Origin of the sequence: Myxococcus sp. CA056, from assembly GCF_013336715.1 — a bacterium.
Lineage (GTDB): Bacteria > Myxococcota > Myxococcia > Myxococcales > Myxococcaceae > Myxococcus > Myxococcus llanfairpwllgwyngyllgogerychwyrndrobwllllantysiliogogogochensis.
In genome coordinates, this window is the sequence record NZ_JABUMT010000015.1 from 131,375 (window position 1) to 153,095 (window position 21,721).

Below are 21,721 nucleotides of genomic sequence, written 5' to 3' on the forward strand. Positions count from 1 at the left end.
GGATGAAGCGGCGCGAGCGAGGATTCGCCGTCGACAGTCGGAGTCTCCCCCTCGTGAGACCGTGTTCCCAGAATCCTCCGGGTGAGCCGTCTTGGCAAAATGACAGCGGCTGTGTCCCGATGGACCCCCGCGTGTTTCAGGCCCCAGCTGGGGGGCGGGTCCGCAATTTCTCCCGGAGACATTCCGCCAATTCGGAACACAGCTGCTCGGGGAAGCCCGACAGGCCCGGCGTGTCGTTGCACTCCAGCAACACGAAGCGCCCCTCCTGCGTCTCCAGGAAGTCGAGCGCGACGATATCAGCCCCCAGGTGCTCCAGGGCCCGCCGGGTGTAGCCCACCAATTCCTCGGGAGCGTCGATGACCTGGTGTTTTCGCGTCTGGACGTTGGCCTTCCAGCCCGCGCCCGCGCGCGACATGGCCCAGAACTGGTCCCTGATGGCCAGGCAGCGCACGTCCCGCCGGTAGTCGATGAAGGGCTCGACAGCCGCGTAGTCATCGGCGGCGAACAGCAGGTCCGCGACCTCGAACCACTCGGACTCTTTTCGCACCAGCGCCTTCCCGTAACCGCCATGGTGGTTACCCACCTTCACGACGAACGGCGCGGGTCGGGCAATCCGGCGCACCATGTCGTCACCGAGCGCGACGTCGAAGGGGATGACGGGCAGGCCCGCCTCGCGAAGCTCGGCGAGCATGGACAGCCGGTCATGACACCGCACGAGCGTCTTCGCGGGGTTGACACACGGCACGCCGCTCAGTCGCACCAGGTCCAGGACCGTGCGATGGCGCGGGTCCGGACGGATGGCGCCCACGCGCCAGAAGACGCCGTCGACTCGCACCGCCGCCTCTCGGGTGATGCACCACAGGATGCCCTCGCGCAGCACCCAGGCGGAGTCCTGGAGTCGGACCGGGATGACCTCGGCCTCCGGGAAGTAGGTCGGCCAGTGCCGCTCGCCGTTGACGACCACGATGTTGGGACGCATCTGTTCTCCGGAAAGCATCCACTGTTCGGAGGCTGGGGAAAAAGCGCCAAGGCGTCCGAGTGTACGGGCCTTGTTTGTTTTACGGCGACACCCCGACGGGGGCTCGCGCAATGTCTGACATCGTCCACGCTCGCCTGCGCGCGCGCCACGTCGGGTAGGCATTCACTTCGCGTCGCAATGTTTGAAGCGTCACTCGAATAGGCCACCTGGGGTGCGTTCTTTCTCTAGGATGACTGTGTCCGCGGTGACCCGCTCGCGACGCTCCCCCTCGACTTCTCACCCAACGAGCCCCCCTCATGCCCGTGACCTCCTGGAACATTGATTCATCCCATTCCTCTGTCCTGTTCATCGCCCGCCACATGGTGGTGGCGCGCGTGCACGGCCGCTTCGAGCGCGTCTCCGGCGTGCTGCGCGTGGACGCCGAGCGGCCGACCCAGGGCGAGGTCGAAGTGAGCGCGGAGACGGCCAGCATCTACACGGGCGCGCCGGACCGCGACACGCACCTGCGCTCGCCCGACTTCCTCGACGCGGACGCCGCGCCCAGGCTCACCTTCCGCAGCACGAACCTGGAGCCCACCGGAGGCGCGGGCTTCCGGCTCCTCGGTGAGCTGACCATCCGCAACGTGACGAAGCCCGTCGTGTTCGAGGCGCGCCACACGGCCACGTCGAAGGACCCGTGGGGCAGCATGCGCCTCATCTACACGGCCAAGGGCACCATCAACCGCTCCGACTACGGCATCCGCTGGAACAAGACGCTCGACAACGGAGGGTGGCTCGTCGGCGAGAAGGTGGACATCGAACTGGACATCCAGGCCCTGCCCGCCGCGAGCTGAAGACGCGGCTCAAGGCGAGGGAAGGAAGTCGGCCAGCACGGCGGAGTGGTCCGAACCGCCAAACCCACCGCCTCCTTCCCGCGCCGCGCGGAACGAGCCCGGCACATAGGTGCCGCCCGCCGCGTTCGCGACGAACAGGTGGTCGATGGCCTGCTTCTGCCCGGAATAGACATAGGTCCAGGTCTGGTCGTCCGGCCGGTCCTTCGCCACGCGCAGCAGCTGTCCATCTCGCTCCATGGCGGTGATGGGCGCCGAGCCGGGCACGTCGTTGAGGTCGCCGCCCATCACCACCAGCGCCTTCGGCGCGCGCGCGGCGGCCTGAGCGACGATGGTCCGCGTGGTGTCCGCCTCCGCGTAGCGACGGCCCGGGTCGTCATCCACCTTCGAGCGGAAGTGCGCGGCGAAGACGATGACCTCCTTGCCGTTCACGTCCAGGTGCACCTCCAGCAGCTCGCGCGAGAAGCGCGTCGTCGAGCCATCCGGTCGCGTCAGGACGCGGTCCCGATGGCTTCCCACCGAGGTGATGGGGAAGCCGGACAGCACCGCCACGTCCACGGAGGCCGTCCCACCCGTCTCGCCCAGCACGGCGTGAGGAAACTCCGGCAGCCGCGCCTGGAGCGCGTCGAGCCCCACCTGGGTCTCCACCTCGGAAAGCAGCACGATGTCGGCGTCCAGAGTGGTGAGGGAACTCGCCAGCCGACCCACCTGGGCATCGAAGACGCCCGGCGTGGGCAGGGCTTCATACTCGGAGCCGCCGCACTTCCCTGAGTCGCAGACGGTGTCGAAGAGGCGATGAACGTTGAACGCCGCGATGCGCACGCTCCCCTCGGGCCGGACGACCTGGCCGCCGCCACAGGTGCCGGAGGGACACGGATTCGCCGGGCCTGGATTCTCCGGAGGGGGTCGCCCCTCACAGCCGAGGACGCCGAACAGCAGGCCCATGAGCAGCGGAGCACGGCGAAGAGAAGAGACGCACGCGCCGATGACTGCGGAGCGGTGCGGGCCACGGATGGGGAGCAGAGGCATTCGGGCGGGCACAGTACCACCGCGAAGTGGACCGGCCCCCGACGGCGAAGTGTCTCCGTCCTCGATTGCACTCGGGGCATGAGCTGCTAGGTTGCCGCGCGCCGTTGACGCCACCCGTCATTGTTTCAAGGGCGACCTCTCGTCGGGTCCCCGAGGGAGCGGGCGGTAGGGTGCTCGCGACGGGTGGGCGAGGTGACACTCCCCTTGGGATGTGTCGCCGGTTACGCCTTCATCAGGGATGCTGGGCGTGTACGGATGGTGCTGACTCTGTGGCTGGAGGCGTGGACATGTTCTGGGAGATTCTCATTGGCGCCGCGGTGATGACGCTCGTCACGGTGCTCTTCACGGGGCCCGGGATGTGGAGCTCCAGCTGGGGCTGGAAGAACGACAAGCAGAAGGGGAAGGACCCGTCCAAGCCGGACGTGTAGCCCCAGCGCTCCGGGTGCGGCCGGGCGAGCGTTTGGCCCTACGGCTCCGTGGCCACCATGCCCAGCCGCTGGCGAGCGCGGACCACCCGGGTGTCCAGCTCCGCGCGCTGCTCCTCGCTCAGCTTCGCGCGGCCCTGGCCCACGCCACCCTGGTGGATGAAGGTGCCTCGGCCCTGGAGCGCCGCTTGCGGCCCGCGCATGTCGAACCGCTCGTTGTGCTGCTTCATGTACGCGATGCCGCACCGCTCCAGGATGTTGCCCAGCCGCGACTCGTCGATGGGCAGCTCGCAGAACGCGGCCACGCGCCTGACGCCCGCCTCCAGGTTCTCAATCAAGTCCTCGTAGCGCACGTGCAGGACGTTGGCGTCCTTCCGGTGCGGCCACCAGGACTCGAGGTGCCCGAGCCACGGGTTCTCCACATCCATCACCACCCGAAAGTAGCCCTCGAAGGGCAGGGGCGTGGCCTCCATCAGACAGTGGTGGTGGTAGAGCGAGCCCAGCGAGTCCGCCGCGTTGCGCGTGACGTAGATGATGCGGCTGTGCCTGGGCGGCTTGAGCTGCTGGAAGGGCAGGTGCGACTTCAGGATGCGCGGTGAGGGCAGCGAGTCCAGCAGGGGCTCCGTGGTGGCATCGCGGGGCAGGAGCTCCAGGAAGGGTGACACCTGATTGATGTGCTCGAACTCGCCCCGGCCTTGCGTGACGAGCTGGAAGACAATCATCTGCATCCACGTCGTTCCCGCCTTGGGGCTGGTGGCGATGTAGATGTCTCCGCGTCGCGGTTTGAGCCAGACATATCTCAGACGCACCCACCGGAGCCATTCGGCGGTCGCCAGCAGCCGCCCTGACAGCCACGTGAGTCCGATAATGGATTGACGCAGCAGGGAGCGCAGCCAGGGGCGACTGCGCGGCACGGAATGAGCCGGTGACGACATGAACGACGCACTATGCACAATCACGTCGACACAACCAACGCAGGATTGGCGTGGCTCGCCGAGGCGTCCAGGGAATCGGAAATTTTCAGTAATCTAGTCGCAGACGCCAGGGCAATCCGCACCTCCTGTGTTAGGGGAGCAGGAGTCCGTGGGGTCGTCGACGCACCGCGCATCAGGTCCGGAGGCGACGCAGCCGCCGAGAAAACCCCCGCAGCACTCGACGTAGCCGGCGGGAACGTCGCAGGTCGACGGGTAGGCGGAACAGTTCCCCGTCGCGGACCGGGCGAAGACGGTCACCTGCACGCACGCCCCTTCGTCGTCATCGTCGGAACCACAGGCGCTCCACAGCAGCGCGCCCAGCACCCATCCTGCCAGCGTCAGTGTCTTCATGAGGGGCATCTTGGAGACTCCAGTCCCTGCATTGCGCCGGGTTCCTTGGCGGATGTCGAGCGGATGACGTCATTTCACCCGAAGACCCAGCACGGCGCAGCTCTGTACTTCCCGCCGGGTTGCCCAGGAGGACAGGGCGGTGGCGGCCTCGCCGCGCTTTGGCGCTTCGCGACGAATGGGAAGTGGGCCGGCCACGCCGTGCCTGGACCCATACGTCGTGAGAGGTCCCATGTCGTCACTGACCTGTCGAGTCGCGACCACCCGGTGGGAGCTGGTTGACGCGCTGCTGACCCGTTGGACTGTCTTTGAAGAAGGAGCGCCGTCCTCGCGGTCTGGCGCGTCGCTCCTGTTGCGGTGAGCCGCTTCGACATGCTGGAGACCTCCGTGTGCCTGGTCGCCCACGCGGGCGCGGAGCCGGTGGCCACCTCTCGCCTGCTGTTGCCCAACGTCCGGGTGGATCGGGCCATGGGGGCTCGTGCTGGGCGAGGTCCCTCGCGGGTGGGCAACCAACCAGGCACGACACCCATCTTCATCAACACAACCACCCCGTGGGGTCACCCGGGCATGTCAGAGGCGCGGTGTAAGGGTGATACTTCATGGACTTCGCGACGCTCGAAACCCTGCGACTGAAGCATCCCGCATGGCGGCTGCTCGTCGCGGACCACGCCTCCCTCATCGTCAGCTTCCTCCACCGCGTCTTCGTCGAATCCAACGCCCGCGCCACGCCCCAACGGGAACTGGTGCTGCGCCTCGACGACCATCTGCACGCCCTCCGGGAGCGGCGCGGGGAGGCCGCGTTTCCTCGAAGTGCTGGCGCGTATCTCGACGAGTGGGCCGCCGACAGCGCGGGCTGGCTGCGCAAGTTCTATCCGCCCGACACGGATGAACCGCACTTCGACCTGACGCCCGCGGCGGAGCGCGCCATCCGCTGGTTGAGCCAGCTCACCGAGCAACCCTTCGTGGGCACCGAGTCCCGATTGCTCACCGTCTTCCATCTCCTCCAGGAGATGACCGAGGGCACCGAGCCCGACCCCGAGGCCCGGCTCGTGGAGCTGGAGCGCCGCAAGGCCGAAGTGGAGGCGGAGATCGCCCGCGTGCGCGCCGGCCACCTGGACCTGATGGATGAGTCCGCTCTCAAGGACCGCTTCCAGCAGATGTCCGACACCGCGCGCGGACTGCTGTCCGACTTCCGGGCGCTGGAGGACGGCTTCCATGCGCTGGACCGGCGCGTGCGTGAGCGCATCGCGACGTGGGAGGGAACGCGCGGCGAACTCCTGGAGACGGTGCTGGGCGAACGAGACGCCATCAATGGCTCCGACCAGGGGCGAAGCTTCCGAGCCTTCTGGGACTTCCTCATGTCCCCCGAGCGCAAGGAGTCGCTCACCCGGAACCTGGAGCGCGTGCTGGCCCATCCCGCGATTCAGTCGCTCCAGCCGGACTCGCGCCTGCCGCGCATCCACTTCGACTGGCTGGAGGCCGGCGAGCACACCCAGCGCACAGTGGCGAGGCTGTCCGGTCAGCTCCGCCGCTTCCTGGATGACCGCGTCTGGTTGGAGAACCGCCGCATCCTCCAGGTGCTGCGCGGCATCGAGAAACACGCCCTCGCCGTGCGCACGCGTCCCCCCACCGTGCCCCTCATGTCGCTCGACGAGCTGGCACCCACGCTCGAGCTTCCGCTGGAGCGTCCCATGTACTCACCGCCCGCGCGCACCCGGATGGCGGACGAGGAGGTGCTGGAGGCGACCGAGGACGTGCCCTCCGAGGCCCTCTTCAACCTCGCATTCATCGACAAGGCGCGGTTGAAGACGCACGTCCGGGAGGCCCTCCAGTCACGCGAGCAGATCTCCCTGGCGGAGCTGGTGCGGGAGCACCCCTTGCAACACGGCCTCGCGGAGCTGGTCGTCTACCTGAGCCTTGCCTCCGAGGACAGGCGCTCCTCGGTCGATGAGGCCCGTACGCAAGAACTCTTCTGGACCGACGCGAGCGGCCACCCGCGCCGCGCCACCCTTCCCCTGGTGCTCTTCCTCCGATGACGACCCCCGCTCCGCGTCCCTCTGAAGGTCCCGATGCCCTGTCACTCGTCGTGGTCTCCCTCTTGAAAGGTGTTGTCTACCGCGAGGACAACTCCGCGCTGTGGCAGTCCCTGCTCCAACTGCAAGCCCGCGTGCGGGACCAGGTGTCCGTGCTGGGCATGCGGTTGATGCTCGACGAGTCGGAGGGCCACGCGTTCTTGCGACAGCGCTCGGAGGGGGAGTGCGCATCCGAGCTGCCTCGGCTCATCGCGCGCAGGCAGCTAGGGTATGGCCTGAGCCTGTTGCTCGCGCTGCTGCGCAAGAAGCTCGCGGATGCGGACGCCGCGGCGGGGGGCGGGCGGTTGGTGCTCCGGCGCCATGAGCTGCAAGAGCTGGTGAGGCTGTTCCTCCCGGATGGCACCAACGAGGTCCGGTGGGTGGAGCGCGTGAATCAGGACATCGAGCGGGCGCTGGAGATGGGGTTCCTCCGAAGGCTGGGGGAGGAGGACACCTTCGAGGTCCGCCGCATCCTGAAGGCATTCGTCGATGCGCAGTGGCTGGAGGACTTCGAGCAGCGGCTCGCGGCCTACCGCGACCAGCTCGTCGAGAAACAACCTGGAGGTGTGGAATGAGCACGGTGCGTCCTCTCACGCAGGCGGACCTGTTGGATATCGGCGCGCCCAACGAGCGCGCGGGGTTTCGACTGCGCCGGTTCGAGGTCTACAACTGGGGCACCTTCCACGACCGCGTGTGGCACCTGGAGCTCCAGGGCGAGAGCGGGCTGCTCACTGGGGATATCGGCTCGGGCAAGTCGACGCTGGTGGACGGCCTGGTGACGCTGTTCGTGCCGCCCCAGAAGCTCGCCTACAACAAGGCAGCGGGCGCGGAGGCCCGGGAGCGCTCACTGCGCTCCTATGTGCGAGGCCAGTACAAGTCCGAGCGCGGCGAGGGAGGGCAGGGCGCCAGGCCCGTCTTCCTCCGCGACGCGCCGACGTACTCGGTGCTGCTCGCCCACTTCCACAACGAGGGTTATGGCCAGGACGTCACGCTCGCCCAGGTCATGTGGATGCGCGAGCCGGAGGGCCAGCCCGCGCGGCTGTACGTGGTCGCGGATGGGAAGCTCTCCATCACCGAGCACTTCTCTCGCTGCGGCTCGGACCTGAACGCGCTGAAGAAGCGCCTCAAGGACCTCTCGCGCGAAGTCCATGAGACGTTCCCTCCATATCAGGCGGCCTTCCGGCGACGCTTCGGGCTGGAGAACGAGCAGGCGTTGGACCTGTTCCTCCAGACGGTGTCGATGAAGTCCGTGGGCAACCTGACGGACTTCGTGCGCCAGCACATGCTGCCTCCCTTCGACGTGGAGACGCGGCTCGCGGCGCTCATGGGCCACTTCGATGACCTCCACCGCGCGCACGAAGCGGTCCTCAAGGCGAAACGGCAGGTGAGCCGATTGGAGCCGCTGGTGGCGGACCATGAGCGCTTCACCGCCCTGTCCACGGAGCTCGACGCGCTGCGAAGCTGCCGCGACGCCCTGCGGCCCTGGTTCTCCGAGCAGAAGGCGCGACTGTTCGAGGCGCGGCTGGCCAGCCTGGAGGCGGAGCGCGAGCAGGTGCGCCTCCAGGCGGAGCAGGTGCGGGAGCAGCGCGAGCGACACGGGGCGGACCGGGACAGGCTGCGTCAGTCCATCTCCGCCAACGGGGGAGACCGCCTGGAGACGGAGAAGGCGGAGCTGGTGCAGCGCAGACATGAGCGGGACGAGCGCCTGCGGAAGGCGGACCGCTACTCGCGGATGGCCCAGGCAGTGGGCCTGCCGGCCGCGACGGAGCTGGAGGTCTTCCTCTCCAATGCGCGCTCGGTCCAGTTCCAGCGCGAGGCGACCGCGAGCGAGCTGGCGGAGGTGCAGAACACCCGCACGGAGGTCGTCATGGACCTGCGTGACATGAAGAAGGCGCACGAGGCCGTGTCCGTGGAACTGGAGGCGCTGCGTCGTCAGCGCTCCAACATCCCGGCGCGATTCCTCCACCTCCGGGCCCGGCTGTGCGCGGACCTCCAGCTGTCCGAGGACGCGCTCCCGTTCGCCGGAGAGCTGCTGCGAATCCGCGACGAGGCGCGCGACTGGACGGGCGCCATCGAGCGCGTGCTGTACTCGCTGGGCGTGTCCCTGCTGGTGCCCGACTCCGACTACGCGCGGGTCAGTCAGTGGGTGGACCGCACCCATCTGAACGAGCGGCTCGTCTACTACCGCGTCCGGGAAGAGGGCCTGACGCGGGTGCCACCGTCACGGCCCGAGTCCCTTCCGCACAAGCTCGCCCTCAAGCCGGGCTCCAGCATGGCGCCGTGGTTGGAGGGGCAGCTCGCCCGGCAGTTCGACTACACCTGCTGCGACACGACGGAGCAGTTCGTTCGCTCACGTCAGGCGCTCTCTCGTTCGGGACAGGTGAAGTCGGGCGGGGAGCGGCACTTGAAGGACGACCGGCGCCGCATCGACGACCGCTCGCAGTGGGTGCTGGGCTGGACGAACGACACCAAGCGTCAGGCGCTGGAGTCGGAGTCCCGCGCCTTGGAAGCGAGAATCCAGGCGGCCACCGCGCGGTGGGAGGCGCTCGAACAGCGCCACGCGCGGCTGCAGACCCAGGGCGAGCAGTTGGGCCAGCTCGCCGTCTTCGACACCTTCCGGGAGCTCGACTGGCGTCTGGTCGCCAGCGACATCCAGCGGAGGGAGGAGCGACTCAAGGCCCTGGAGGGCGAGTCCGACGTGCTCAGGGGCTTCGAGCGGGAGCTCGACGCCGTCGAGAAGGAGCTGGCGGCGACCGAGCAGACCTTGAAGGCCGTGGAGAAGCGCCAGGGACGCCTGGAGGAGAAGGAGGACGCGACGCGGCGGACGCTGACGGCGTGCCAGCGAACGATGGGGGAGACGTCAGAGTCCATCCGGGCCTGCTACCCGCGCGTGGCCACGCTCAGCGCGGAGGGGCAGGGGGGCGCGGCGCTCGAAGCGGACGCGTGCGACGAGCGGGAGCGGCAGGTGCGCGAGCGGCTCCAGACGCGCATCGACAGCGAGGCGCGTAAGCAGGAGCGGGTGCGGGATGCCCTCCTTGCCGCGATGCAGGCGTATCGCACCGAGTTTCCGCTGGAGACCCAGGAGCTGGCGGCGAGCCTGGAGGCCGCGGCGGAGTACGTGGCACTGCTCGGCTCGCTGCGCGCGGACGACCTTCCGCGCTTCGAGGCGCGCTTCAAGAGCCTCTTGAACGAGAACACCATCCGCGAGGTGGCCAACTTCCAGGCGCAGCTCCACCGGGAGCGCCACGGCATCCGCGAGCGGGTGGACACCATCAACCGCTCGTTGCGGGCCATCGACTACAACCCGGACCGCTACATCGTCCTGGAGCTGGTGCCGACGGTGGACGCCGACATCCGCGAGTTCCAGCAGGACCTGCGCGCCTGCACGGAGGGCACGCTCACGGGCTCGGAGGATGACGCGTACTCCGAGCAGAAGTTCCTGGAGGTGAAGCGCATCATCGAGCGCTTCCGGGGGCGAGTGGGCGAGGCCGACGCGGATGCGAAGTGGACGCAGCGGGTGACGGACGTGCGCAACTGGTTCAGCTTCTCCGCCTCGGAGCGCTGGCGCGCGGATGACCAGGAGCACGAGCACTACGCGGACTCGGGCGGCAAGTCGGGCGGACAGAAGGAGAAGCTCGCGTACACGGTGCTGGCCGCGAGCCTGGCCTACCAGTTCGGCCTGCAGTGGGGCGAGACGCGCTCGCGCTCGTTCCGCTTCGTGGTCATCGACGAGGCCTTCGGGCGCGGCTCGGACGAGTCGGCGGCGTATGGGCTGGAGCTGTTCCGCCGCCTGGACCTGCAACTGCTCATCGTGACGCCGCTGCAGAAGATTCGCGTCATCGAGCCGTACGTGGCCAGCGTGGGTTACGTCCACAACGAGGAGGGCCGCCGCTCCCGGGTTCGCAACCTCACCATCGAGCAGTACCACGCCGAGCGAGAGGCCCGGAGCGCATGAGCCGGGTGCTCGCATGGACCACTCCGGCGAACGTGCGGGAGCAGGTCCGGCGCGTCTGGGACTCGGGCCGCATCCTCTCGGCCCCGCTCTCCGGCGAGGCGCTCTTTCCTTTGACCCTGCGCCTGCGCCGGCCAGAGGGGGTGTACTACTGGGGCGACATCGACACGCATGGCTTCGCCATCCTCGACCGATTGCGCGCGCACCATCCCCGCGTCCATTCCCTGCTGATGGACCGCGACGTGCTGCTGGCGCACAACGCGCACTGGGTGGAGGAGGACAAGCCTCACCGGGGCACGCTGTCGCGACTCACCGAGTCGGAGGCCGCGCTCTACGAGGACCTTCGCCATCAGCGGCTGGGCGAGCGCGTCCGACTGGAGCAGGAACACATCGGCTTTCGCTGGGTGGAGAACACCCTGGCCCGACTGTCCGCGTGAGTCAGGAGATGCCCCGGTTCGCTCGGGGACTCGTGTCTTGACGCACTGGGACCGCTTCGCTACGAAGGCGCGATGACTACAATCGTCGGTGTCGTAGGCCGTGAGATTCTCGACAGTCGCGGCAATCCCACTGTCGAAGTCGATGTCATCCTGGAGAACGGCATTCGCGGTCGCGCCGCGGTTCCCTCCGGTGCCTCGGTGGGCACGCACGAGGCCGTGGAGCTGAGGGACGGCGACAAGAGTCGCTACCTTGGCAAGGGCGTGCTGAAGGCCGTCTCCGCGGTGAACAACGAGTTGTTCAACGCGGTCCGCGGGATGAACGCGGAGGCGCAGCTCGAAATCGACCAGACGATGATTGCCCTCGACGGCACGCCGAACAAGAAGAAGCTCGGCGCCAATGCCATCCTCGGCGTGTCGCTGGCCGTGGCGAAGGCCGCCGCCGCCGCGCGCGGGTTGCCGCTCTACCGCTACGTGGGGGGCGTCTCCGCCAACCTGCTGCCCGTGCCGATGATGAACATCATCAACGGCGGCGCACACGCGGACAACCCCATCGACTTCCAGGAGTTCATGATCATGCCCGTGGGAGCCAAGTCGCTCTCCGAGGCGGTGCGCATGGGCGCCGAGGTCTTCCACACCCTGAAGAAGGGCCTGTCCGAGGCCGGCCACGGCACCAACGTGGGTGACGAGGGCGGCTTCGCGCCGAACCTCAAGAACGCCGAAGAGGCGCTCGACTTCATCATGAAGTCCATCGAGAAGGCCGGCTACCGCCCCAACGAGGACATCGCCCTGGCGCTGGACTGTGCCGCCAGCGAGTTCTTCAAGGGCGGCGTCTACGACTACGAAGGCGAGGGCAAGAAGCGCTCCATCGAAGAGCACGTGAAGTACCTGGAGGGGCTGGCGGCGAAGTACCCCATCGTCTCCATCGAGGACGGGCTGGCCGAGGACGACATGGCCGGCTGGAAGCTGCTCACGGACCGCATCGGCAAGAAGATCCAGATTGTCGGCGACGACCTGTTCGTCACCAACGTGACGCGGCTGGCCGACGGCATCAAGAACGGCATCGCCAACTCCATCCTGGTGAAGGTCAACCAGATTGGCACGCTGTCGGAGGTCATGGCCGCCGTGGAGATGGCGCACAAGGCGGGCTACACCGCCGTGATGTCCCACCGCTCCGGTGAGACGGAGGACGCCACCATCGCGGACCTGGCCGTCGCCACCAACTGCGGTCAAATCAAGACGGGTTCGCTGTCCCGCGCGGACCGCACCGCGAAGTACAACCAGCTCATCCGAATCGAGCAGGAGCTGGGCAAGCAGGCGCGCTACGGCGGCCGCTCCGTGCTGCGCGTGGGAGCCTGAGGCGCGCGTCGGCGGCCGGGCGGAGTCGTCCGGCCGTCGTGCCGTCCGTCACGCGGGCGGGGAAGGTCCGCGTGACGGCGGGGCTCACGCGGCGAGCCCCAGGTTGCGCCGCACCGCCGGCTGCCTCACCTTCCAGATGAGGCTGTCGACGATGTAGTGGTGGAAGTTGAGCGTCTGGACGATGAGCAGGCTGGCCGCCGGAATCCACCCGAGTCCCTTGAGGATGAAGGTGTAGAGCAGCGCGGAAATCCCCACGCAGACCACCAGGTAGTGGAGCATCCGCCGGCTCTGGCTGAGCGTGGAGAGGAACGGGTGGGCCTGACTCACCTTGTCCCCGAAGCGGCGGTTGTGGAACAGCCAGACGATGAGGATGTACTGCGCGTTGTGCCAAACGTTGAGGCCCAGCCAGCCCGTCTCCAGGCTGGGGATGACGAAGTAGCCCAGCGTGAACATGCCCGTGTGCGTGGCCAGATAGAGCGTCTGCACGGGACTGCCGGTGCCGGAGCGCAGCGCGCGGACCTGGAACGTGGCCCAGGCGGCCACCGCCACCAGCGCGCTGGCCGCGGCCACCCAGGCGACTTCCTGGGGCACCGGCAGCATGCGCACGTCCAGCTTGAGGAACGTGGTGGAGCCCTGCGCGGAGCGGTGGAGCAGGCCCGCCAGGGGCAGGAGGTAGAGCATCCACACCGTGGCCGGATTGTCCGAGGGTGGCCTGCGCGAGGCCCGGTCCAGGATGCGGCTGACGCCGTAGCTCTGCCGCAGGTAGTGCCACCCCTGCCAGTAGAAGTAGATGCTCATCAGCGGCCAGACGCCCGCGAGCTTGTACACGGTGAACGTCCCCGTGAAGACGAGCAGCGGCAGCACCCAGATGTGGAAGCGGTGCTGCTGCCGGCTCTCCCCGTCGAAGCCCAGCCGCGTGAAGGTCGACACCACATGGTGGTAGCCGAGCAGCCACACGTCGATGGTCAGCAGCAGCGGGAATAGCGAGGGTTTCGCCAACGCGGCCAGGGCGAAGACACAGCCCAGTCCCGCGGTTCCCACGATGAAGAGAAGGTCGAAGCGGGGATTGCGAACCCAACCCCACGACAACTCCGCGGTGTCCGTCCGTGCGCTCACGGCATCGGATGATACGGCTTGTGCCGAGGGCCTGTAAATCATGCAATGTCGGCAAGTGTGGTCATGGGCAATCAGGGATGATAATTCTTCTGGTCTGGTAATGATGTGTCGGATTGTTTTGATTGTCTTCACAGGTCCGACGGCTTGATGCAGAGTGCTCGCATCTCCACCCGAGGGGAGCGCCCGTGAAGACACTTCTCGTCACCCAGGCGGACCTGCGCAAGCTCGTGCAGGAGGTTGGAATCGATGCCCTGATGGACCAGGTCATCGAGGCGGTGGAAGGCGCCTTTCGCGCGTTCGACACGTCCCGGACGGAGCTGCGGCAGCGCGACGGTTTCACCCTGCGCAATGCTCGGACAGGCGTGCTGGAATGGATGCCAGTGATGCGCCAGGGGGAAACAATTACAATCAAAGTGGTGGGCTACAATCCGTTGAATCCCAGACGCTATGGGGTTCCCACCATCATCGCGACGAACAGTGTCTATGACTGTGAGACGGGGCATTTGAAGGCGGTGGTGGACGGGGTGCTGGCGACGGCGTTGCGCACGGGGGCGGCGTCCGCCATCGCGAGCCGCCACCTGGCGCATCCGGAGAGCCGGGTGGTGGGGCTGGTGGGGTGCGGGGCGCAGGCCGTCACGCAGCTGCACGCGTTGTCCCGCGTGTGGCCCGTGGAGCGGGTGCTTGCCTTTGACGTGGACGCGGCGGTGCAGCGCTCCTTTCCCAAGCGGGTGGGGTTCCTGGGGTTGGATGTTCGCGCGGCGCCACGGGAGGCGGTGGAGGCGGAGGCGGACATCCTGTGCACGGTGACGTCCGTGGGGGTGGGTGAAGGGCCGGTGCTGGAGGACGGGCGATTGCGGCCGTGGGTGCACGTCAACGCGGTGGGCTCGGACCTGCCGGGGAAGGTGGAGCTGCCTCGCTCGCTGCTGGAGCGCAGCCTGGTGTGCCCGGACTTCCTTCCCCAGGCGCTCGTCGAAGGGGAGTGCCAGCAGCTCCGGCCCGAGCAGATTGGGCCGGGCATCATCGAGGTCGTGCAGCATCCCGAGCGCTACGAGGACTGGCGCAAGCGGTCCACGGTGTTCGACTCCACGGGTTTCTCGCTGGAGGACGAGGCGGTGACGCGTGTCCTCACGGAGCTGGCCCGGCGATATGGGCTGGGCATGGACGTGGAGCTGGAGTGCCTCGCGGGGGATGCGATGGACCCGTATGACCTGCTCCTGCCGGAGCGCGGGGTCGAGCCAGGTCAGGGTGAGCCGGGTGACTCCCGGCACAAGTTCCGCGTGGCCTGACGCACGCATCCGGTCTCTTCCTCTCATTGCCTCTCACGCGGGAGTCCCGCAGCCCGGTCACCGGTGTCACGGGACTTCACGAGGACCCGAGGAGCACCATGTCGCAGAGCGAGCAGTCCACCCGCACGAAGGTGGAACGAGCGGGGCGTCGGCCTCCGTTGGTGCACCAGCCGCACGGTGGCGTGGTGGAGCAGTCCTTCGCGCAGCAGCGACTGTGGTTCCTCGCGCAGCTCGACCCGGATGGGTCCGCCTACAACGCTCCCTTCGCCGCGAGGCTGAAAGGGCGGCTGGACGTTGGAGCGCTGGAGGACGCGTTCCGCGAGGTGGTGAGGCGGCACGAGTCACTGCGGACGACGTTCGGCGAAGTGGACGGGCGGCCGGTGCAGCGAATCCACGAGGCGGTGGAGTTCAGCCTGCGAGTGGAGAAGGTGGAGGAAGGGGGCGTGCTGGCGCGAGTGGAGGAGGAGACGCGCGGGCCGTTCGACCTGGAGCGAGGGCCGCTGCTGAGGGCGAAGGTGCTGAAGGTGGGGGAGGCGGAGCACGTGTTGGTGTGGGTGGTGCATCACATCGTGTTCGACGGGTGGTCGGTGGGAGTGCTGGAGAGGGAGTTGAGCGAAGCGTACGGGGCGAGGGTGAGAGGGGAGGAGGGGGAGGAGCGGGGCCTGGAGGTGCAGTACGCGGATTACGCGAGGTGGCAGCGGGAGTGGCTGAAGGGGGAGGTGCTGGAGAAGCAGTTGGCGTGGTGGAAGGAGGAGTTGGCGGGAGCGCCGCTGGTGCTGGAGCTGCCGACGGACCGCCCGAGGCCCGCGGTGCAGACGTTCGCCGGAGCCTTGAAGTGGATGGCCCCGCTCGAGGCGTTGGAGGGCCCCCTGCGCGAGCTGAGCCGGAAGGAGGGGGTGACGCTGTACATGACGCTGCTGGCGGGGTTCCAGGCGTTGCTGTCGCGCTACAGCGGACAGCGGGACATCGTCGTCGGTTCTCCCTTCGCGGGACGCGGCTCCAGGGACCTGGAGGGGATGATCGGCTTCTTCGCGAACATGCTGGCGCTGCGAGCACGCGTCGAGGATGTGTCGTTCCGGGAGTTGCTCAAGCGGGTGCGGCGCACGTGCCTGGGGGCGTTCGCGCACGAGGAGCTGCCGCTCGAACAACTGGTGGACGCGCTCCAGCCGGGGAGGGACTTGAGTCGCTCGCCCCTCTTCCAGGTGGCCTTCGTACTCCAAGGCGCGCCGGCCTCGGCGTTGGCGCTCGAAGGCGCGGACGTCTCGGACCTTCCGCTGGAGCCGGGCGTGTCGAAGTTCGACCTCACCCTGTTCGCGCGGGAGACGCCCCGAGGGCTGGTGACGTACTGGGAATACAACACGGACCTCTTCGATGAAGAGACGGTGACGGAACTGGCGGAGCGCTACGTCCGGTTGCTCGAGTCGGTGGTGGCTCATCCCGAGCAGCGCGTCTCGGAGCTGCCCCTGCTGAGCGCCAGCGAACGTGAGCAGCTCCTGGTGGCGTGGAATGACACGCGGACGGAGTATCCCCGCGAGGCGAGCATCCACGAGGTGTTCGAGGCGCAGGTGGCGCGCACGCCCGACGCCGTCGCGGTGGAGTTCGAGGGCGCGTACCTGACCTATGCCGAGCTGAATCGGCGGGCCTGGCAGCTCGCGCGGCTGCTGCGGCAGCGGGGTGTGGTGGCTGGAAGTCACGTGGGGCTGTTCACGCGGCGCTCGCTGGAGATGGTGGTGGCGACGCTCGGCATCCTCAAGGCCGGCGGCGCGTATGTGCCGCTGGACCCGTCGTATCCCGTCGAGCGGCTGGCCTTCATGTGCGAGGACGCGGGGCTCCAGGTGCTGCTGGTCCAGCCCTCGTTGCGTTCGCGGCTCCCCGCCATGGCCATGCACATCCTGCCGCTGGAGTTTTCATCGGAGCAGGCTGACTCGGAGGACGACGAGGCGCCGGGCGTGCCCGTCCCACCGGAGGCGCTGGCGTACGTGATGTACACCTCCGGCTCCACCGGAAGGCCGAAGGGCGTGTGCATTCCACACCGGGCCGTGGTGCGACTGGTGAAGGGCGCTCACTTCGCCGAGCTGGGAGCAGGGGAGGTCTTCCTCCAACTGGCGCCCATCTCCTTCGACGCCGCCACGCTGGAGCTGTGGGGCCCGTTGCTCAACGGAGGAAGGCTGGTCGTCTTCTCCGAGCACTCGCCTTCGGTGGAGGATTTGGAGGGCGCGCTGTCGCGCCATGGCGTCACCACGCTGTGGCTCACCTCCGCGTTCTTCGAGCAGGTGATGGCCACCCGGCCCGAGGCCCTGGTGAGCGTGCGTCAGGTCCTCACGGGAGGTGACGTGGTGTCGCCGGGAGCCGTCCGCGCGCGGCTGGCGCGGGGTGGAAGCGTGGTCAATGGCTATGGCCCCACGGAGAACACCACCTTCACCACCAGCCATCGGCTCACGGACCCGGCGCGAGTCGGCACGTCGGTGTCCATCGGTCGGCCCATCTCCAACACGAGCGTCTACGTGCTGGACGCGGCCCTGGAGCTGGTGCCGGTGGGCGTGTGGGGCGAGCTGTACACAGGGGGCGATGGACTGGCGTGGGGCTATCTCCGCCGGCCCGAGCTGACCGCGGAGCGCTTCGTGCCGCATCCCTTCAGCGCGGAGCCGGGAGCCCGGCTGTACCGCACGGGGGACCGGGTGCGCTTCCTGCGCGACGGGACGCTCGAGTTCGCCAGCAGGCTGGACGGTCAGGTGAAGCTCCGAGGCTTTCGCATCGAGCTGAGCGAGGTGGAGGCCGCGCTTGCCGCGCATCCCGAGGTGCGTGAGGTGGCGGTGCTGGCCCGGGACGATGGGCCCGGAGGTCGGTGGCTCGTCGCGTACTTCGTGCCCTCCGTGGGAGTGGCGCTGACGCCCCAGGCGATGCGCACGCACGCGCAGGCACGGCTGCCCGAGTACATGGTGCCCTCGGCCTTCGTCCCGCTGCCGGCCTTCCCCCTGACCTTGAACGGGAAGCTGGACAGGACGGCGCTGCCATCACCGCGAGCGGAGGACGCGCGAGGTGAGTACGTGGCACCGCGCACGGCGATGGAGCAGGTGGTGGCCGATGTGCTGGCGCCGTTGTTGGGCCTCTCGCGGATGGGCGTGGAGGACCACTTCTTCGAACTGGGGGGACACTCCCTGCTGGCGACACGGGCTGTGTCGCGGTTGCGCGAGGTGCTGGGCCGGGAGCTGCCCGTGCGAGTCCTGTTCGAGTCTCCCACCGTGACGCGGCTCGCGGAGCGACTCGAGGAAAACCATGGCGCGCAGCCGCCACCCCTGACGCACCAGCCGCATGGTGGCGTGGTGGAGCAGTCCTTCGCGCAGCAGCGGCTCTGGCTCACCTCGCAGCTCGACGCGGGAGGGATTTCCTACAACGTCCCCTTCGCGCGGCGGCTGAGCGGCCGGCTGGATGTGCAGGCACTGGAGGACGCGTTCCGCGAGGTGGTGAGGCGACACGAGTCACTGCGGACGACGTTCGGCGAAGTGGACGGCCGGCCGGTGCAGCGAATCCAGGAGGCGGTGGAACTGGAGCTGCGCGTGGCGGAGGTGGAGGAAGGGGACGTGCTGGCGCGAGTGGAAGAGGAGGCGCGCGGGCCGTTCGACCTGGAGCGGGGGCCGCTGCTGAGGGCGAAGGTGCTGAAGGTGGGGGAGGCGGAGCACGTGTTGGTGTGGGTGGTGCATCACATCGTGTTCGACGGATGGTCGGTGGGAGTGTTGGAGCGGGAGCTGAGCGAAGCGTACGGGGCGAGGGTGAGAGGGGAGACGGGGGCGGAGCGAGGCTTGGAGGTGCAGTACGCGGACTACGCGAGGTGGCAGCGGGAGTGGCTGAAGGGGGAGGTGCTGGAGAAGCAGTTGGCGTGGTGGAAGGAGGAGCTGGCGGGGGCGCCGCTGGTGCTGGAGCTGCCGACGGACCGCCCGAGGCCCGCGGTGCGGACCTACCAAGGCGCACTGAAGCGGGTCGCGCTGCCAGCGGGGCTGGAAGGGGCGCTGCGCGAGCTGAGCCGGAAGGAGGGGGTGACGCTGTACATGACGCTGCTGGCGGGATTCCAGGCGTTGCTCTCGCGCTACAGCGGACAGACGGATGTGGTGGTGGGGACGCCGATCTCCGGGAGGAACTGGAGGCAGGTGGAAGCACTGGTGGGGTTCTTCGTGAACACGCTGGTGGTGAGGACGCAGACGCAAGGGGCGAGCTTCCGGGAGCTGTTGAGGAGGGCGAGGCGCGCGTGCCTGGGAGCGTTCGCGCACCAGGACCTTCCGTTCGAGCAGTTGGTGGACGCGCTCCAGCCGAGTCGGGACCTGAGTCGCTCGCCACTCTTCCAGGTCATGTTCGTCATGCCTGGCACCTTGTCGCCACTCGACCTGGACGGCGTTCAGGTGGAGGACCTCGACTTCGAGCCCGGCGTGTCGAAGTTCGACCTGACGTTGTTCGCGTGGGAGACGCCTCGCGGGTTGGTGACGTACTGGGAATACAACACGGACCTCTTCGACGCTGAGACGGTGTCGCGCATGGCGGGCCACTACGGCCGGCTGCTGAGCGCGGCGGTGGAGACCTCGGAACGACAGGTCTCGGAGCTCCCGCTGCTCGGAGACTCCGAGCGACAGCGCTTGCTGGTCGACTGGGGCTCGCGCCAGGACTCCACCTATGTGCCGGGGCTGATGCACCAATGGGTGGAGGCCCAGGTCTCGCGAACGCCTGATGCGGAGGCCGTCACGGACGGCACACGCTCGCTGACCTATGCGGAGCTGGACGCGCGCGCGAACCAGCTCGCGCACCACCTGGTGGCGCTCGGGGTTCCTCCCAATGGCTCGGTGGGTTTGTGTCTGGACCGGAGTGGACTGGAGATGCCTGTGGCGGTGCTCGCCACCTTGAAGGCGGGCGCGGCGTTCCTTCCATTGGACCCGACCTGGCCCGTCGAGCGACTGGCGCTCATGCTGGAGGATACGCGTGCGCCCGTGGTGCTGGCGCAGTCGCACCTCGTCGCCGCGCTGCCGCCGAACACCGGCGCTCGCGTTGTCTGCCTGGAAGACGAAGGCCCCGCCATCGGCCGGCGTCCCACGATGGCTCCGCGTGTCGACGTCTCCCCGGAGACACACTGCTACTTCGTCTACACCTCGGGCAGCACGGGGCGACCGAAAGGCATCGTCATGTCCCACCGCGCGGTGGGCAACATGCTCTGGTGGTTGCTGCGGCGCACGGTGAAGCCGGACGCCACCACGCTCCAGTTCGCTTCGCTCAACTTCGATGTCTCCTTCCAGGAGTTGTTCGGCACCTGGTGCCTGGGCGGGCGCGTCCTGCTCATCACCCCCGAGTTGCGCCGGGACCCCAGCGCGATGCTGCGGTACATGGTGCGTCACCGGGTGGAGCGACTATTCCTGCCCTTCGTCGCGCTCCAGGCTGTGTGTGACGCGGCCGGTGCGGAGGATGTGTTGCCGCCGCTGACGGAGGTGGTGACGGCGGGCGAGCAGCTCCAGGTGACGCCCGCGCTGGTGGCCTTCTTCGAGCGGCTCCCGGGCTGCGTGCTGGAGAATCAGTACGGGCCCTCGGAGGCGCACGTCGTGACTGCCTGGAGGGCATCGGGCCCACCGTCGTCATGGCCCGCGCTGCCTCCCGTGGGGGAGCCCATCACCAACGTGCGGCTCTATGTGCTGGACGCGAAGGGCGAGCCCTGTCCCCTCGGTGTCCCAGGGGAAGTGGGCGTCGCCGGTGCCAGCCTCGCGCATGGCTACCACGGCCGTCCGGACCTGACCGCGGACCGCTTCCTTCCGGACACGCTCGGCGCCGCCTCGGGCGAGCGCTACTACCGCACGGGGGACAGGGCCCGCTGGCTCGCGGATGGGAACCTGGAGTTCCTCGGCCGCCTGGACGGCCAGGTGAAGCTGCGCGGGTTCCGCATCGAGCTGGGCGAAGTGGAGGTGGTGTTGCGAGCCCTCCCTGGTGTGCGAGACGCGGTGGCTGTCGTCCGCGAGGATGTGCCGGGAGATCGCCGCCTCGTGGGCTACGTCGTCTTCCAGGAAGGCCAGCGGCTTGAGCCCTCCGAGCTGCGCACGCAACTGCAGGCGAAGCTGCCCGAGTACATGGTGCCGTCGGCCTTCGTGTCGCTGCCCACGCTTCCGTTGGCGCCGACGGGAAAGGTGGACCGCAAGGCCCTGCCCGTGCCGCGTGCGGAGGAGTCTCGGGGTGGCTACGTGGCGCCGCGCACCGCGATGGAGCGTGTGGTCGCGGAGGTCTTCGGCCCGTTGCTCGGACTGGAGCGTGTGGGCATCGAGGCCCACTTCTTCGAGCTGGGAGGACACTCGCTGCTCGCGACGCAGGCGGTGTCGCGCTTGAAGGAAGTCATCGGTCGCGAACTCCCTGTCCGGGTGCTGTTCGAGTCCCCCACGGTGGCCCAGCTCGCGGAGCATCTGGAAGACGTGCTGGAGGATGCGAGGGGCGCGGCACCGCCGCCATTGGTGCGAGGGCCTCCGAGTGCCGTGGCGGAGCAGTCCTTCGCGCAGCAGCGGTTGTGGTTCCTCTCCCAGCTCGATGCCGAGGGGTTCTCCTACAACATGCCTTTCGCGGTGAGGCTGACGGGGCCTCTGCACGTGAAGGCGCTGGAGGACGCGTTCCGCGAGGTGGCGAGGCGACACGAGTCACTGCGGACGACATTCGGCGAAGTGGACGGCCGGCCGGTGCAGCGAATCCACGAGGCGGTGGAGCTGGCGCTGGGCGTGGAGGAGGCGGAGGAAGGGGACGTGCTGGCGCGAGTGGAGGAGGAGGCGCGCGGGCCGTTCGACCTGGAGCGAGGGCCGCTGCTGAGGGCGAAGGTGCTGAAGGTGGGGGAGGCGGAGCACGTGTTGGTGTGGGTGGTGCATCACATCGTGTTCGACGGGTGGTCGGTGGGAGTGCTGGAGAGGGAG

13 protein-coding genes are annotated in these 21,721 nt (G+C 68.3%); 9 read left to right on the top strand and 4 right to left on the bottom strand.

Translation table 11 applies throughout. The features are described 5' to 3' along the window. Window positions 1-136 precede the first annotated feature (136 nt). The gene (locus HUA76_RS37435) at window positions 137-979 is read right to left on the bottom strand and encodes a RimK family alpha-L-glutamate ligase (RefSeq protein ID WP_174455669.1); all 843 of its coding nucleotides are present in this window, start codon (window positions 977-979) and stop codon (window positions 137-139) included. 296 nt (window positions 980-1,275) lie between these two features. Here HUA76_RS37435 and HUA76_RS37440 point away from each other — a divergent pair, with 296 nt between their 5' ends. Further along, window positions 1,276-1,812, top strand: a complete 537-nt coding sequence (locus tag HUA76_RS37440) for a YceI family protein (RefSeq protein WP_174455668.1) — start codon at window positions 1,276-1,278, stop codon at window positions 1,810-1,812. Window positions 1,813-1,821: 9 nt separating this feature from the next. On the opposite strand, the gene HUA76_RS37445 is transcribed toward HUA76_RS37440, so the two are convergent. Beyond that, entirely contained in the window at window positions 1,822-2,838 is a 1,017-nt protein-coding gene (locus tag HUA76_RS37445) for an endonuclease/exonuclease/phosphatase family protein (protein ID WP_174463589.1), read from the bottom strand. Window positions 2,839-3,125: 287 nt separating this feature from the next. On the opposite strand from HUA76_RS37445, the gene HUA76_RS37450 reads away from it, so the two are divergent. Beyond that, window positions 3,126-3,266 (top strand): hypothetical protein, encoded by a 141-nt coding sequence (locus tag HUA76_RS37450; protein ID WP_174455667.1) that lies wholly within the window; start codon window positions 3,126-3,128, stop codon window positions 3,264-3,266. Between the two features lie 38 nt (window positions 3,267-3,304). On the opposite strand, the gene HUA76_RS37455 is transcribed toward HUA76_RS37450, so the two are convergent. Next, the gene (locus tag HUA76_RS37455) at window positions 3,305-4,072 is read right to left on the bottom strand and encodes a sulfotransferase domain-containing protein (RefSeq protein ID WP_174477689.1); all 768 of its coding nucleotides are present in this window, start codon (window positions 4,070-4,072) and stop codon (window positions 3,305-3,307) included. 1,112 nt (window positions 4,073-5,184) lie between these two features. Here HUA76_RS37455 and HUA76_RS37460 point away from each other — a divergent pair. The 5 genes from HUA76_RS37460 to eno all read left to right on the top strand — a co-directional run bounded on the left by HUA76_RS37460 (window position 5,185) and on the right by eno (window position 12,402). After that, complete coding sequence (locus HUA76_RS37460) at window positions 5,185-6,621, top strand: DUF3375 domain-containing protein (RefSeq protein ID WP_174455665.1); 1,437 nt, start codon at window positions 5,185-5,187, stop codon at window positions 6,619-6,621. After that, window positions 6,618-7,232 (top strand): DUF4194 domain-containing protein, encoded by a 615-nt coding sequence (locus HUA76_RS37465; RefSeq protein ID WP_174455664.1) that lies wholly within the window; start codon window positions 6,618-6,620, stop codon window positions 7,230-7,232. Before HUA76_RS37460 ends, HUA76_RS37465 begins: the two co-directional genes overlap by 4 nt. Beyond that, a complete protein-coding gene (locus HUA76_RS37470) occupies window positions 7,229-10,612 on the top strand; it encodes an ATP-binding protein (RefSeq protein WP_174455663.1) in 3,384 nt (1,127 codons plus the stop codon). Before HUA76_RS37465 ends, HUA76_RS37470 begins: the two co-directional genes overlap by 4 nt. Next, window positions 10,609-11,046, top strand: a complete 438-nt coding sequence (locus HUA76_RS37475) for a DUF2220 domain-containing protein (protein WP_174455662.1) — start codon at window positions 10,609-10,611, stop codon at window positions 11,044-11,046. Before HUA76_RS37470 ends, HUA76_RS37475 begins: the two co-directional genes overlap by 4 nt. 72 nt (window positions 11,047-11,118) lie before the next feature. Next, window positions 11,119-12,402: a phosphopyruvate hydratase gene (gene eno, locus HUA76_RS37480; RefSeq protein ID WP_141644748.1), complete on the top strand. Its 1,284-nt coding sequence runs from the start codon at window positions 11,119-11,121 to the stop codon at window positions 12,400-12,402. Window positions 12,403-12,486: 84 nt separating this feature from the next. Here the strand turns inward: eno and HUA76_RS37485 are convergent, their stop codons facing one another. After that, complete coding sequence (locus HUA76_RS37485) at window positions 12,487-13,518, bottom strand: hypothetical protein (RefSeq protein ID WP_174463591.1); 1,032 nt, start codon at window positions 13,516-13,518, stop codon at window positions 12,487-12,489. 185 nt (window positions 13,519-13,703) lie between these two features. On the opposite strand from HUA76_RS37485, the gene HUA76_RS37490 reads away from it, so the two are divergent. Further along, a complete protein-coding gene (locus HUA76_RS37490) occupies window positions 13,704-14,804 on the top strand; it encodes an ornithine cyclodeaminase family protein (RefSeq protein ID WP_371823574.1) in 1,101 nt (366 codons plus the stop codon). Between the two features lie 98 nt (window positions 14,805-14,902). Continuing rightward, the coding region (locus tag HUA76_RS37495) for a non-ribosomal peptide synthetase (RefSeq protein WP_174463592.1) at window positions 14,903-21,721 on the top strand (6,819 nt) is incomplete at its 3' end.